General features: G+C 63.9%; 15 protein-coding genes. 5 read left to right on the top strand and 10 right to left on the bottom strand.

All coding sequences use genetic code 11. The annotated features are described in order from the left end of the window. Positions 1-58: 58 nt before the first annotated feature. The 9 genes from BMW76_RS01860 to BMW76_RS01820 all read right to left on the bottom strand — a co-directional run bounded on the left by BMW76_RS01860 (position 59) and on the right by BMW76_RS01820 (position 6,920). Positions 59-1,069: an inorganic phosphate transporter gene (locus tag BMW76_RS01860; protein WP_090862082.1), complete on the bottom strand. Its 1,011-nt coding sequence runs from the start codon at positions 1,067-1,069 to the stop codon at positions 59-61. After that, the gene (locus BMW76_RS01855) at positions 1,069-1,695 is read right to left on the bottom strand and encodes a DUF47 domain-containing protein (RefSeq protein WP_090862080.1); all 627 of its coding nucleotides are present in this window, start codon (positions 1,693-1,695) and stop codon (positions 1,069-1,071) included. The genes BMW76_RS01860 and BMW76_RS01855 overlap by 1 nt, the downstream gene beginning before the upstream one ends. A gap of 149 nt (positions 1,696-1,844) precedes the next feature. Continuing rightward, positions 1,845-3,233: a replicative DNA helicase gene (locus BMW76_RS01850; protein ID WP_090862078.1), complete on the bottom strand. Its 1,389-nt coding sequence runs from the start codon at positions 3,231-3,233 to the stop codon at positions 1,845-1,847. A 171-nt stretch (positions 3,234-3,404) separates the two neighbouring features. Beyond that, positions 3,405-3,857, bottom strand: coding sequence for a 50S ribosomal protein L9 (gene rplI, locus BMW76_RS01845; RefSeq protein ID WP_090862076.1), 453 nt, complete (start codon positions 3,855-3,857; stop codon positions 3,405-3,407). Positions 3,858-3,884: 27 nt separating this feature from the next. Further along, entirely contained in the window at positions 3,885-4,160 is a 276-nt protein-coding gene (gene rpsR, locus BMW76_RS01840) for a 30S ribosomal protein S18 (RefSeq protein ID WP_087735833.1), read from the bottom strand. Positions 4,161-4,162: 2 nt separating this feature from the next. Beyond that, positions 4,163-4,462 (bottom strand): primosomal replication protein N, encoded by a 300-nt coding sequence (gene priB, locus BMW76_RS01835; RefSeq protein WP_090862074.1) that lies wholly within the window; start codon positions 4,460-4,462, stop codon positions 4,163-4,165. 72 nt (positions 4,463-4,534) lie between these two features. Then, positions 4,535-4,909, bottom strand: a complete 375-nt coding sequence (gene rpsF / locus BMW76_RS01830) for a 30S ribosomal protein S6 (RefSeq protein ID WP_090862072.1) — start codon at positions 4,907-4,909, stop codon at positions 4,535-4,537. Between the two features lie 183 nt (positions 4,910-5,092). Further along, positions 5,093-6,076 (bottom strand): anti-sigma factor family protein, encoded by a 984-nt coding sequence (locus BMW76_RS01825; RefSeq protein ID WP_090862070.1) that lies wholly within the window; start codon positions 6,074-6,076, stop codon positions 5,093-5,095. After that, complete coding sequence (locus BMW76_RS01820; RefSeq protein ID WP_090862068.1) at positions 6,066-6,920, bottom strand: RNA polymerase sigma factor; 855 nt, start codon at positions 6,918-6,920, stop codon at positions 6,066-6,068. The genes BMW76_RS01825 and BMW76_RS01820 overlap by 11 nt, the downstream gene beginning before the upstream one ends. A gap of 170 nt (positions 6,921-7,090) precedes the next feature. Between BMW76_RS01820 and BMW76_RS01815 the strand changes: the two genes are divergently transcribed. Further along, positions 7,091-8,002: a metallophosphoesterase family protein gene (locus BMW76_RS01815; protein WP_090862066.1), complete on the top strand. Its 912-nt coding sequence runs from the start codon at positions 7,091-7,093 to the stop codon at positions 8,000-8,002. A gap of 13 nt (positions 8,003-8,015) precedes the next feature. Then, positions 8,016-8,393: a cupredoxin domain-containing protein gene (locus tag BMW76_RS01810; RefSeq protein ID WP_090862064.1), complete on the top strand. Its 378-nt coding sequence runs from the start codon at positions 8,016-8,018 to the stop codon at positions 8,391-8,393. 94 nt (positions 8,394-8,487) lie between these two features. On the opposite strand, the gene BMW76_RS01805 is transcribed toward BMW76_RS01810, so the two are convergent. Further along, the gene (locus BMW76_RS01805; protein ID WP_090862062.1) at positions 8,488-9,396 is read right to left on the bottom strand and encodes a LysR family transcriptional regulator; all 909 of its coding nucleotides are present in this window, start codon (positions 9,394-9,396) and stop codon (positions 8,488-8,490) included. Between the two features lie 341 nt (positions 9,397-9,737). On the opposite strand from BMW76_RS01805, the gene gcl reads away from it, so the two are divergent. The 3 genes from gcl (at position 9,738) to BMW76_RS01790 (ending at position 13,440) form a co-directional block, all read left to right on the top strand. Then, positions 9,738-11,513 carry a glyoxylate carboligase gene (gcl, locus tag BMW76_RS01800; protein WP_090862060.1) on the top strand — a complete coding sequence of 592 codons (1,776 nt, stop codon included), beginning with the start codon at positions 9,738-9,740 and terminating at the stop codon, positions 11,511-11,513. Positions 11,514-11,627: 114 nt separating this feature from the next. Continuing rightward, positions 11,628-12,428 (top strand): hydroxypyruvate isomerase, encoded by an 801-nt coding sequence (gene hyi / locus BMW76_RS01795; RefSeq protein WP_090862058.1) that lies wholly within the window; start codon positions 11,628-11,630, stop codon positions 12,426-12,428. Positions 12,429-12,531: 103 nt separating this feature from the next. Beyond that, positions 12,532-13,440: a 2-hydroxy-3-oxopropionate reductase gene (locus tag BMW76_RS01790; RefSeq protein WP_090862056.1), complete on the top strand. Its 909-nt coding sequence runs from the start codon at positions 12,532-12,534 to the stop codon at positions 13,438-13,440. The last annotated feature ends 265 nt before the right edge of the window (positions 13,441-13,705 follow it).

The following is a 13,705-nucleotide window of genomic DNA, read 5'->3' as shown; positions in this document are numbered from 1 at the left end:
CGCCGCTTTTGAAGGCCCGCTTTCGAAGGCCCGCTTTTGAAGGCCCGCTTTTGAAGCCTTACAGGAAGCGGTGACCGAGCCACCAGCCGGCCGCCGCGAGCACAGCCGACGCCGGAATCGTCAGCACCCACGCCCAGACGATATTGCCCGCCACGCCCCAGCGCACGGCCGACAGCTTCTGCGTCGCGCCGACGCCGACGATCGCGCCCGTGATCGTATGCGTGGTGGAAACAGGAATGCCGAGGAACGACGCGAGAAACAGCGTGATCGCGCCACCCGCCTCCGCGCAAAAGCCGCCGACGGGCTTGAGCTTCGTGATCTTCTGTCCCATCGTCCGTACGATGCGCCAGCCGCCGAACAGCGTGCCGAGACCCATCGACAGATAGCACGCGCCGATCACCCACAGCGGCGGCGCGTCGCCCGTCGCCGAAGCATAGCCGGTTGCGATCAGCAGCATCCAGATGATGCCGATCGTCTTCTGCGCGTCGTTGCCGCCGTGGCCGAGACTGTAGAGCCCCGCCGACAGCAGCTGCAAGCGGCGGAAGCGCCGGTCGACCTTGCTCGGCGGCGTGCGGAAATAGAGCCACGACACCATCAGCATGAAGAACGAGCCGAGCACGAAGCCGAGCAGCGGCGACACGATGATAAACGTGATGGTCTTGAGCAGCCCGTCCCAGTTGAGCGCGCTCCAGCCCGATTTCGCGAGCGCCGATCCGACCAGCCCGCCGATCAGCGCGTGCGACGAACTCGACGGAATGCCGTAGTACCACGTGACGATGTTCCACCCAATCGCGCCGACCAGCGCGCCGAACACGACGTAGTGATCGACGATCGCGGGATCGATCGTGCCCTTGCCTACCGTCTGCGCAACTTTCAGGTGAAAGATGAAATAGGCGATGACGTTGAATGCGGCCGCGAACGCGACGGCCTGTTGCGGCTTCAGCACGCCCGTCGAAACCACGGTGGCGATCGAGTTCGCCGCGTCGTGAAAACCGTTCATGAAGTCGAAAACGAGCGCGACGACGACGAGCGTCGCGACCGCCCAGATGGCGAGTTGTATCGAATGCATTACGCGTTTTCCAGCACGATGCCTTCGATGATGTTCGCCACGTCCTCGCACTTGTCGGTGATCGACTCGAGCAGCTCGTAGATCGCCTTCAGTTTGATCAGCGTCTTGACGTCGTCTTCTTCGCGGAAAAGCTTTGACATCGCCGAGCGCAGCACGCGGTCGGCTTCCGATTCCAGACGGTCGATGTCTTCGCAGGCCTTCAGGATTTCGCGCGCCTGTTTCATGTCCGACAGCATGCCGACGGCCGCCTGCACGCGTTCGCAGGTCGCCGTCGAGATATGAGCGAGCTGGCTCGCCTCCGACGTGACGGCGCGCACGTCATACAGCGAAATGGCTGTCGCGACGTCCTCCATCAGGTCGAGGATGTCGTCCATCGTGGTGATCAGCTTGTGGATCTCGTCGCGGTCGAGCGGCGTAATGAAAGTCTTGTGCAGCAGATCGATCGTTTCGTGCGTTAGTTTGTCGGCCGCTTTTTCGGCCGTCTGCACGTTTTGCTTGTGGATCTCGGCATCGCCGAGGTTATCGATCAGGAGTTCGAGTTCCCGGCTACCCGAGACGATGTGCTTCGCGTGAGCGTTGAAAATTTCAAAAAATTTGCCCTCGGTGGGCATGAATCGACCAAACATTGGGTCCCCGGAAAGTGGTCACGGTGAGGCTGTCATAAAACGGCAATATTGTACCGTTAGGGACCACTTTCAGTGCGGCGCGTCGCCGCGTTTTAGGCGCGCGCGCAACGGGAAGTGCAACCCGGTTTTCCCGTTCGCGCGAAGTTGTGCTACTCGCCGCCATAGAAGTTCTGTGGACCCGCAAAATTATCGAACTTCGTGAATTGGCCATGAAACGTGAGGCGAACGGGTCCGATCGGACCGTTACGCTGCTTGCCGATGATGATCTCGGCGGTGCCCTTGTCGGGGCTGTCCGGGTTGTACACCTCGTCGCGGTAAATGAAGAGGATCACGTCCGCGTCCTGTTCGATTGCACCCGACTCGCGCAAGTCCGACATCACGGGGCGCTTGTTCGGACGCTGCTCCAGACCGCGATTCAGCTGCGACAGCGCGATCACGGGCACGTCGAGTTCTTTCGCGAGGCTTTTCAGCGAACGCGAGATTTCCGAAATTTCCGTTGCGCGGTTTTCGCCCGTCGACGAGCCGCTCATCAGCTGCAGGTAGTCGATGATGATCAGACCGAGCTTGCCGCACTGGCGCGACAGGCGCCGCGCGCGCGAGCGCAGTTCCATCGGGTTCAGGCCGCCCGTTTCGTCGATGAAGATCTGCGCCTCGCTCATCTTTTGCACCGCGTGCGTGAGCTTCGGCCAGTCTTCGTCGGTCAGGCGGCCCGTGCGCATCCGGTGCTGGTCGAGCCGGCCGACCGAGCCGAGCATCCGCATGATCAGCTGCGTGCCCGGCATTTCCATCGAGAACACGGCGACGGGCAGCCCGTACTCGACAGCCACGTATTCGCCGACGTTCATCGAGAACGCCGTCTTACCCATCGACGGACGTCCCGCCACGATGATCAGCTCGCCGCCGTGCATGCCGGACGTCATCCGGTCGAGATCGACGAAGCCTGTCGGCGTGCCCGTCACGTCGCTCGGGTTGGCCGTGTGGTACAGCGTGTCGATGCGCTCGACGACCTGCGTGAGCAGCGGCCCGATTTCCAGGAAGCCCTGCGTGCCGCGCGCACCGTCTTCCGCGATCGAGAATACCTTCGACTCCGCCTCGTCGAGCAGCTGGCGGACCTCTTTGCCTTGCGGGTTGAAGGCGTCGGCGGAAATCTCGTCCGCCACCGACACGAGCCGGCGCAGCACCGCGCGGTCGCGCACGATTTCGGCATAGCGCCGGATGTTCGCGGCGCTCGGCGTGTTCTGCGCGAGCGCGTTCAGGTACGCGAGCCCGCCGACCTCCTCCGCCTTGCCGGACGTGGTCAGCGCTTCGTAGACGGTCACGACGTCGGCGGGACGCGTCGCCGCGATCAGCCGGCCGATGTGCTCGAAAATGATGCGGTGGTCGTAGCGGTAAAAATCGCTTTGCGCGAGGAAGTCGGCGATGCGGTCCCATGCGCCGTTGTCGAGCAGCAGACCGCCCAGCACCGATTGCTCGGCCTCGATGGAATGGGGCGGGACTTTCAGCGACTCGAGTTGAGGATCTTTCGACGGTGCGTTCATGGGGTGGAATTATCAAGCAAATGGAGAACAGCAGCAAAGCGTTCGACAGCGAACACCCGGGCGCGTAAACAACGATTGCGAACAATAAAAAAGGCAGAGGCCGGTTTCCCGGCCCCTGCCCTCGTCGCCGGAAACTTCCCGACGACCTCACATCCTGTCTACGCGTGCAGCTTAGACGTGCTCGCCCAGCACCGACACCGTGACGTCGACGGTGACGTCCGTGTGCAGCGAAACGTGCACGGGGTGGTCGCCCACCAGCTTGAGCGGACCTTCCGGCAGACGCACTTGCGCCTTTTCCACGACGAAGCCTTGCTTGGTCAGCGCGTCGGCGATGTCGGCGTTCGTCACCGAGCCGAACAGACGGCCGTCGACGCCGGCCTTCTGCGCGATCTGCAGCGTCAGGCCAGCCAGCTTTTCGCCTTGAGCCTGGGCAGCCGCCAGCTTTTCAGCGGCGTTCTTTTCCAGTTCTGCGCGGCGAACTTCGAATTCGGCGATCGCTTCCTTCGTTGCGCGGCGAGCCTTCTTGTTCGGGATCAGGAAGTTACGTGCATAGCCGTCCTTCACCTTGACGATGTCGCCCAGGTTGCCGACGTTCGCGACTTTTTCGAGAAGAATGATTTGCATTCGGATGCTCCTTGTGGCGTCGTCGGGTTAGGCCTTGTGCTGGTCGGTGTACGGCATCAGCGCGAGGAAACGCGCGCGCTTGATAGCCGTGTCCAGCTGGCGTTGGTAGTGGGCCTTGGTACCCGTGAGACGCGCCGGCGTGATCTTGCCGTTTTCGCCGATGAAGTCCTTCAGCGTATCGATGTCCTTGTAGTCGATCTGTTCGACGCCAGCTGCCGTGAAGCGGCAGAACTTCTTGCGCTTGAAGAGCGGGTTTTGTTGCTGACGACGCTTGTCGAATTTCTTACCAGTGGGGCGGGCCATGTTCAGTCCTTTCCAATGTCCTGCAATTCTGTGATGTGAAACACCAGAGTTCTCGCGTTGCGGCTTTTCTTCGCCAGGAAGCCGGTGAAGAGCGTATCGACGCCCATTTCAATCCGTTCCAGCCTGCCGCTCGCTTCGCCGGCCGCTACTGCCTGCATGGTCAGCTCGACAGTTCGGGCAATGCCCGCTTCGACGACCTGCGTGCGATGTTGCAACGTACAGCCTGCAATCGGAACGCCGGCGGGGGTGTACCGCACCGGTTCGCGTTCGACGACGCTTGCCGTGAGTTGCAGCCGGTTCATCGGTTCCTTCCGGGATGTCCGCGTAGCGTACCAATGAGCGGCGCGTGACTCTGATGGCTTAACGGTTCTGCTTTAAGCCTGCGCTTCCGTCGACTGCGCTGCAGCCGCCTTCTTGGCTTCTTCGCGCTGCACTTCCTTCATCATCGGCGACGGGCCGGTTTCGGCCTTCTTCATCTTGACGATGAGGTGACGCAGAACGGCGTCGTTGAACTTGAACGCGTGTTCCAGCTCGTCGAGCGTGGTCTGGTCGCATTCGATGTTCATGCAGACGTAGTGAGCCTTCGCGAGTTTCTCGATCATGTAGGCCAGCTGGCGACGGCCCCAGTCTTCGATACGGTGGATCTGGCCACCGTGCGACGTGATCGTGGCCTTGTAGCGCTCGATCATTGCGGGCACTTGCTCGCTCTGATCGGGGTGCACGATGAATACGATTTCGTAATGACGCATTACACACTCCTTGTGGATTGAAGCCACCCGGGCGTCGGAACCGGTGTGGCAAGTGAGAAGCCGGAAACTATAACCTGAATCGACACTGTTTGCAACATAAAGCGCGCAGTGCAGTGCCGATTCAGGCGTGTTTTCAAGGGCTTAGGGAATCGGACAGTCCCCGGTTGCCTGCCAGGCCGGCGCTCAACTGCCCGGATACGGCGCGCCGGGCGCTTCCCCGTGCAGACGTGCGCTCAGCGCCGCTTGCAGCGCCGTTAGCGATTCGGGCGTGGCGTCGGTGACGGCCCACCACATCATGCCGTCGTCGCGCCAGCGGGCAAGCGCGTACCCGTCGCGCACGAGCGCCGGGCCGGGCTTGCCGGCCGCCGGATCGTCCTCGGGAAACACGTAGACGTCGATCACGTGCTTCGCGTGACGGTACGTGAGCACCGCCACCCGCCGATGTCCGATGTAATCGAGCCGTCCGCCCGCCAGCGGAAACCCGCTCGCCGCCAGATCCTCGACGGGCGGCGCGTAGTCGAGCTTGCCGTTGAACCACGGCTTCACCGTGTGCTGATCCGACGATACGACGTCGATATCGTGCCCCGACAGTTGCGCGCGCACATGGCTCGCGACCAGTTGATCGACGAACGGCGTCGCGTCGCCCGCGCGGTGCAGCGTCACGGCGATTCCCGCCGCGACAAGCGCGCACAGCGCGAGCGCGAAACCGCCGCGCCAGGCCGTGCCCGCGTGCCACCCGATTCCACTTCCGGCGCCACTTCCCGCACCACTTCCCGCCCGGCCGCCAGCCAGATTCCCCGATCCGTTCACACCGCCCTCGCCCGCCAGCGCCCCGAAGCCGCCGCCCTGCGGCAGCCGCAGCCAGTCGAGCCAGCCTTTGCGGCGCCTCGCGCGCGGCTCCGCTTGCCGGTCGCTCTCGCGCGCCCGCCATTGCGGCTCGGCGACGTCAACGGGAGGCAGCGCCGCCGTGATCCTGGCGCGCAACTCGTCGGGCGCGCGGTGATAGGCCGCCGTGCGCACCGCGCCCTTCATCGCCCGCACCATTTCGCTTTCCCTCCGGCAAGCCTCGCAGCTTTCGATATGCCGCTGCACGTCAAGCGATTGCGGCGGCGTGAGTTCATGGTCCGCATTCGCATCGAGAAGCGGCCGCGCTTCGTTACAGTCCATCTGGCGCCTCCTTTGCGATTCCGCCCGGCAACGCGCCGGGAGCGTGCGGCAACCAGCCGCTTTCGGTTTTGCGCGGACCGTCGGGCGCACCGGCAGAAGCGCCGCCCTGTGCCAGACCCGCCAGGCCCGCCGGCCCCGCCGGCTGAGCCGACGAGCGCAGCGCGGGCCGCGCCCCCGGCACATCGCCGGCGCCGTCGGGCGTACGCCGCGCGGCGCCGCCCCCGCGCGCGCCGCTTGCCGTCCGCGCGCTGCCCTGCGCGAGCAACGACGTCAACACCGTCGCGAGCTTTCGACGCCCTCGCGCGAGCCGCGACATCACGGTGCCCACGGGCAAGTCCGCAATCGTCGCGATCTCGCGGTAACTCAACTCCTCCAGTTCGCGCAAGATCAGCACCTCGCGATATTCGACGGACAACTGCTCGAGCGCTTCGTGCACGAGCCGCGTGTCCTCGTCGCGGATCATCAGCGTTTCCGGATCGGGCGAGTTCGCGCTCCAGCCCTCGAACGTCTCGTCGTCGAGGTTCTCGTCGAATTCGACCGTCGCGTGCACGCCCGAGCGCCGCCGCCATTCCGTGTACCAGGTGCGCCGCACGATCGCGAGCAGCCACGGCCGCGCCGTCTCGCCGTGGAACGTGTCGAAGAAGCGGAACGCGCGCATGAACGCTTCCTGGACGACGTCATCGGCGTCGTTCGGGTTGCCGCATAGCCAGCGCGCCAGGTTGTACGCGGCATCGAGATGCGGCAGCGCCATCTGCTGAAAGCGCAGACTGCGCGCCGCCTCGGCGCCCGCGTCACATGTATCGCCGGCATCGCCTGCGGCAGCAGGTTTTTCCGTCTCAGTCACCGATCCCTCCAGGCTCGCCCAGACCTCACGGCTGCAATACCCGTCTCCAGTCCAGTTTATTCCCGGCTTTTGATTCCTGGCTTTTTTCGCGCGCCGAAAAAAATGAAACCGGGAATAGAAAGCGGTGCCGCGCGGTACAGCAGACGAGTCCCTAACTCACGAGGTTCCCCATGCAAAACGATCTGAAAGACCCAAACCGGCGGGAAGGCTTGAGCCGGCGTGATTTCCTGCGGCTTGCGGCCGTCGGCGGCGCGGCATTCGCATCGGCGCTGCCCGGCTTCACCTACGGGCGCGACGACGATTTCTACTTCGTCCAGCTTTCCGACGCCCACTGGGGTTTCGAAGGCCCCGGCGTCAACCCCGATCCGAAGGGCACGCTGCCCAAGGCGATCGCTGCCGTGAACGCGCTGCCCGCGCCGCCCGATTTCGTGATCTTCACAGGCGATCTCACCCACACCACCGACGACCCCGCCGTGCGCCACGAGCGCATGCGCCAGTTCCAGCAGATCGTCGCGCAATTGAAGGTGAAGCCGCTCTATCTGATGCCGGGCGAACACGACGCGAGCCTTGATGCGGGCGCCGCGTACAAGGAGCATTTCGGGCAGACGCACTACACATTCGATCACAAGGGCGTGCACTTCATCACGCTCGACAACGTGTCGGACCCGGCGGGCCGCGTCGGCGCGGAACAGATCGCGTGGCTCGCCGCCGATCTCGACCGCCAGCCGCAGGACGCGCGCATCGTGCTCTTCACGCACCGGCCGCTCTTCGATCTCGCGCCGCAATGGGACTGGGCGACGCGTGACGGCGCGCAGGTGATCGATGTGCTGAGCCGGCGCAAGTACGTGACCGTGTTCTACGGGCACATCCATCAGGAGCATCACATGATGACAGGCGGCATCGCGCATCACGCGGCGCGCTCGCTGATGTTCCCGCTGCCGCCCGCGATGTCTCAAGCGAAAAAGCTGCCCGTGCCGTGGGACGCGTCGGAGCCGTATCACGGGCTGGGCTGGCGGCGCGTGGAAGTGGCGCCGCAATCCGGCGCGCTCGCGCTCAACGAGATGCCCATCAAGACGGCATAAAGAGGAGACCACCATGCAATCGCTTGCCATCGACAGGAAACGACGGCGACTCTTCACGCTGATCGGCATGGGCGTGGCGCTCGCCGTCTCGGGCCGTTTCGACGCCCAGGCCGCCGAGCCGCGCGTGATCAGGATTCACGCGCGCAGATTCGTCTTCACGCCCAATCAGATCAAGCTCGCGCCCAATGAGAAGGTCGTGTTCGAGCTGACCGCGCAGGATACGGTTATGGGTTTCTCGATCCCGCAGTACAACGTGCGCGCCGACGTGCCGCCGGGCGCCGTCGTACGTGTGCCGGCGCAGGCGGGACCGGCGGGCAACGTCGATTTTCTGTGCGATATCTTCTGCGGATCGGGACACGAGACGATGAACGGGATGATCGTCGTCGGCTAGCGCGCGATGCGTTGGCCCTACGCGTTGGTGCCACGCGTTGGTGCCGCGCGTTGGTGCCACGCGTTGTGCCACGCGTTGGTGCCGCGCGTTGCCCCTACGCATTCGCCCAGTAGTCGGGCCGCGCGTACACCTCTTTCAGATAGTCGATGAAGTAGCGCACTTTCGCGGGCACGTAGCGCTGCTGCGGATACACGGCGAGGATGTCGTAATCGGGCAGCGCGTATTCGTCGAGCACGGTTTCGAGTTCGCCGCGCGCGAGCTGCTGATCGATTTCCCACGTCGAGCGCCAGCCGAGCCCAAGTCCTTCCGACACCCAGCGGTGCAGCAGTTCGCCGTCGTTGCAATCGAGCGTGCCGCCGACGCGCACCGTCGTCAGCTTGCCGTTGCGCCGGAAATACCAGCCACGGTTCTGGCCGCCCTGCAGGTTGAACGCGAGACAGTTGTGCTTCGGCAGGTCTTCGAGCGTCTTCGGCTTGCCGTGCTTGCGGAAGTATTCGGGCGTGCCGCACACCACGCGCCGGTTCGTCGCGAGCTTCACGGCGACGAAGTTCGGATCGACGGCGCCGCCGATGCGGATCGACAGGTCATAGCCCTCCCGCACCAGATCGACCACACGGTCGGTGAGATTGAACGAAACCTGCAGTTCCGGCTTGTCCTTGAGGAATTCCGGCGCGAGCGGCGCGACGTGCTTTCGTCCGAACGCGGCGGGCGCCGACACGATCAGATGCCCGTTCACCGAGCGCCGCCCCGCCATCAGCTCGTTTTCCGCCTGATCCCATTCGCTGAGCAGTCCCCGGCAACGCTCGAGAAATGCGGCGCCCTCTTCGCTGACGACGAGCCGCCGCGTCGAGCGGTACATCAGCTTCACGCCGAGCCGCTTTTCGAGCGCGTCGATGCGCCGCCCGAGAATCACGGGCGACACACCCTCTTCGAGCGCCGCCGACGCGAGGCTGCCCGCGTCCGCGACGCGCACGAACGTTTCGATCTGTTTGAAGCGGTCCATTCTCGTCTCCTGTCGGCCGGAGTTAGCGCTTCAGCGCTTACTCCGACCCCACGCAACGCGAGTCGGCCAGAGTTAGCGCTTCAGCGCTTACTCCGGCCCCACGCAACGCGAGTCGGCGGAGTTGGCGCTTCAGCGCTTACTCCGGCCCCACGCAACCCGGGCCGCGAGCCCGTGCCACGGCCATTTCCCGGCACCGCCCCGCGAGTGGCGCCTCGTCTACATTCCATACTTTTTGTTTTGGAATAAGCGACCGTGGATGATCTTATCAAACCTTGGATGCAGTCTTAAAGTGTGCCCAACACCCTTTGACACATCGGCAAGACAGACTTCAGGAGACACACATGGCCAAGATGAGAGCCGTCGACGCAGCAGTGCTCGTGCTCGAAAAAGAAGGCATCGACACGGCTTTCGGCGTTCCGGGCGCCGCCATCAATCCGTTGTACTCGGCCATGCGCAAGGCGGGCAACATCAGCCATGTGCTGGCGCGCCACGTCGAAGGCGCGTCGCACATGGCGGAAGGCTATACGCGTGCAGCGCCCGGCAATATCGGCGTGTGCATCGGCACGTCGGGCCCCGCGGGCACCGACATGATCACGGGCCTCTATTCCGCTTCCGCCGATTCGATCCCGATCCTCGCGATCACCGGCCAGGCGCCGCGCGCGCGTCTGTACAAGGAAGACTTCCAGGCCGTCGATATCGAATCGATCGCGAAGCCCGTCACCAAGTGGGCCGTCACCGTGCGCGAGCCGGCACTCGTGCCGCGCGTGTTCCAGCAGGCCTTTCACCTGATGCGCTCGGGCCGTCCGGGCCCCGTGCTGGTCGATCTCCCGATCGACGTGCAGCTCGCCGAAATCGAGTTCGATATCGACACGTACGAGCCGCTGCCTGTTTATAAGCCCGCAGCGACGCGCAAGCAGATCGAAGCCGCGCTCACGATGCTCAACAATGCCGACAAGCCGTTGATCGTCTCCGGCGGCGGCGTGCTCAACGCAGCCGCTGAAGACCTGCTCGTGCAGTTCGCCGAAACGATCGGCGTGCCAGTGATTCCGACGCTGATGTCGTGGGGCGCGATTCCCGACGATCACCCGCTGATGGCGGGCATGGTCGGCCTGCAGACGTCGCACCGCTACGGCAACGCAACGATGCTCGCGTCCGACTTCGTGCTCGGCATCGGCAACCGCTGGGCGAACCGTCACACGGGCAGCGTCGAGGTCTACACGAAGGGCCGCAAGTTCGTGCACGTCGACATCGAACCGACACAGATCGGCCGCGTGTTCGGTCCGGATCTCGGCATCGTGTCCGATGCGAAGGCCGCGCTCGAACTGTTCGTCGAAGTCGCGAAGGAATGGAAGGCCGCGGGCAAGCTGAAAGACCGCAGCGCATGGGTCGAGGAATGCCAGGCGCGCAAGCGCACGCTGCAACGCAAGACGCACTTCGACAACGTGCCGATCAAGCCGCAGCGCGTGTACGAAGAGATGAACCAGGTGTTCGGCCGCGACACCTGCTACGTGAGCACGATCGGCCTGTCGCAGATCGCCGCCGCGCAGTTCCTGCACGTGTTCAAGGCGCGCAACTGGATCAACTGCGGCCAGGCCGGCCCGCTCGGCTGGACGATTCCGGCTGCGCTCGGCGTGCGTGCTGCCGATCCGCAGCGCCCGATCGTCGCGCTGTCGGGCGACTACGACTTCCAGTTCATGATCGAAGAGCTGGCCGTGGGCGCGCAGTTCAAACTGCCGTACGTTCACGTCGTCGTGAACAACTCGTATCTGGGCCTGATCCGCCAGGCACAGCGCGCGTTCGACATGGACTACTGCGTGCAGCTCGCGTTCGACAACATCAACGCGCCGGAAATCGAAGGCTATGGCGTCGATCACGTCGCCGTGGCGGAAGGCCTCGGCTGCAAGGCGATCCGCGTGTTCAAGCCGGAAGACATCAAGCCCGCGCTGGAAAAAGCACAGTCGATGCTCTCCGAGTTCAACGTGCCCGTGATCGTCGAAGTGATCCTCGAGCGCGTGACGAACATCTCGATGGGCACCGAGATCGACGCGATCAACGAGTTCGAAGAACTCGCCCTGACGCGCGCCGATGCGCCGAGCGCCGTCAGCCTGCTCGACTGATCGCTGCCTCCACCGTACTCGCTGTATCCGCTTCACCTGGATGGATGCGCTTCGAACGAAGCGCGTCCGTCTGCACCACGTTGTTCAATTTGACCGACCAGAGAGAAAAGCAACATGCCGAAATTTGCCGCCAATCTCACGATGCTGTTCAACGAAGTGCCGTTCCTCGACCGCTTTGCCGCGGCTGCGGATGCGGGCTTCGACGCTGTCGAATTTCTGTTTCCCTACCCGTATCAGATCAACGAACTGTCGGAGCGTCTCGCGCAGAACAAGCTGAAGCTCGTGCTGCACAACCTGCCCGCGGGCAACTGGGAAGCGGGCGAGCGTGGCATCGCTTCGCTGCCGGACCGCGTCGGCGAGTTCCAGGAAGGCGTGGGCCGCGCGATCGAATACGCGAAAGCGCTGAAGGTGCCGCAACTGAACTGCCTCGTCGGCATCCCGAAGGGCATCGATGCCGACAAGGCGCGCGCGACGATCGTCGACAACCTGCGCTTTGCCGCTGCCGAGCTCAAGAAGGAAGGCATCAGGCTGCTCGTCGAGCCGTGCAACTCGTACGACATTCCGGGCTTCGCGCTGAACCGCTCGGCGCAAACGCTCGACGTGATCGACACCGTCGGCTCCGACAACCTGTTCCTGCAATACGACATCTATCACATGCAACGGATGGAAGGCGAACTCGCCGCGACGATCAAAAAGCACTTCGCGCGCATCGCCCACATCCAGCTCGCCGACAACCCGGGCCGCAACGAGCCGGGCACGGGCGAAATCAACTATCGGTTCCTGTTCAATCTGCTCGATTCGCTCGGCTATCAGGGCTACGTCGGCTGTGAGTACAAGCCGCGCACGACGACCACGGAAGGCCTCGGCTGGCTGGAAAGCGTCGCGGGCGTGAAGCGCGCGCATGCGTCCGCGTGAGATGGCGGACTGAGATCGCGGCCTGAATCACGGCCTGAAATCACGGCCCGATCCGTCAGCACACGAGCACATTTTTCGAACCTCATTTCTGGAGACTTATTCAATGGCAAAGATCGGATTCATCGGCCTCGGCATCATGGGCTCGCACATGGCGCGCAACCTCATCAAGGGCGGCCATTCGCTGTTCGTCAACGGCGCGTACCCGGTGCCGGAAGATCTCGCCAAAACCACCACGGTCGTCGCCGATTCGACGGCTGTGGCGCAGGCTGCCGACATCGTCGTGGTCATGGTGCCGGACACGCCCGACGTCGCGAACGTGCTGTTCGCCGATGACGGCGTCGCGAAGGGTCTGTCGAAGGGCAAGCTCGTGATCGACATGAGCTCGATCTCTCCGCTCGACACGCAGGCGTTCGCGAAGAAGATCAACGAACTGGGCGGCGACTATCTGGATGCGCCCGTATCCGGCGGCGAAATCGGCGCGCGCGATGCGACGCTGACAATCATGGTCGGCGGCCCGGAAAAGGCCTTCGATCTGGCTAAGCCGCTCTTCGACCTGATGGGCAAGAACGTCTCGCTGATCGGCGACAACGGCGCGGGCCAGACCTGCAAGGTCGCGAACCAGATCATCGTCGCACTGAACATCGAAGCCGTCGCGGAAGCGCTGCTGTTTGCCGCGCGTTCGGGCGCCGATCCGGAGCGCGTGCGCAAGGCACTGATGGGCGGCTTCGCGTCGTCGCGTATTCTCGAAGTGCACGGCGAGCGCATGACGAAGCGCACGTTCAATCCGGGCTTCCGCATCGAGCTGCACCAGAAGGACCTGAACCTCGCGCTCGACGGCGCGCGCAAGCTGGGCATCGCATTGCCGCACACGGCGAGCGCACAGCAACTCTTCAGCGTGTGCGCGGCGAACGGCGGCAAGGCATGGGATCACTCGGCGATGGTCCGCGCGCTCGAAATCATGGCGAACTTCGAAGTCGCGCAGGCACCCGCTGCCGATCAGAAAGCGGCCTGAGTTTCAGGGCCTCCTTTACCGGGTAGAAGCAGGCAACACAAGCTGCCGTGTCGATATTCACGGCAGCGCACTGGTGGGGCGCCCGGTCCGGCGCGCGGCACGCATCGGATCGGGCAAATCAAGCCGCTCTGGGCTGAGGGCGGCAAGTGGGGTCCGCAGCGGCACCCGGCGATGCCGGGGAAGCCTTGGTCGGTCAGACGTCATCGTCGGGTGTCCTGCTGTCGGATTATCGAACCGGTTGTCGTGCGGGTTGTCGTGACCGTTA

This window comes from Paraburkholderia diazotrophica, from assembly GCF_900108945.1.
Classification (GTDB): Bacteria; Pseudomonadota; Gammaproteobacteria; order Burkholderiales; family Burkholderiaceae; genus Paraburkholderia; species Paraburkholderia diazotrophica.
Note: the sequence above shows the minus strand (reverse complement) of the source record. Positions and strands in the feature narration are given on the sequence as shown.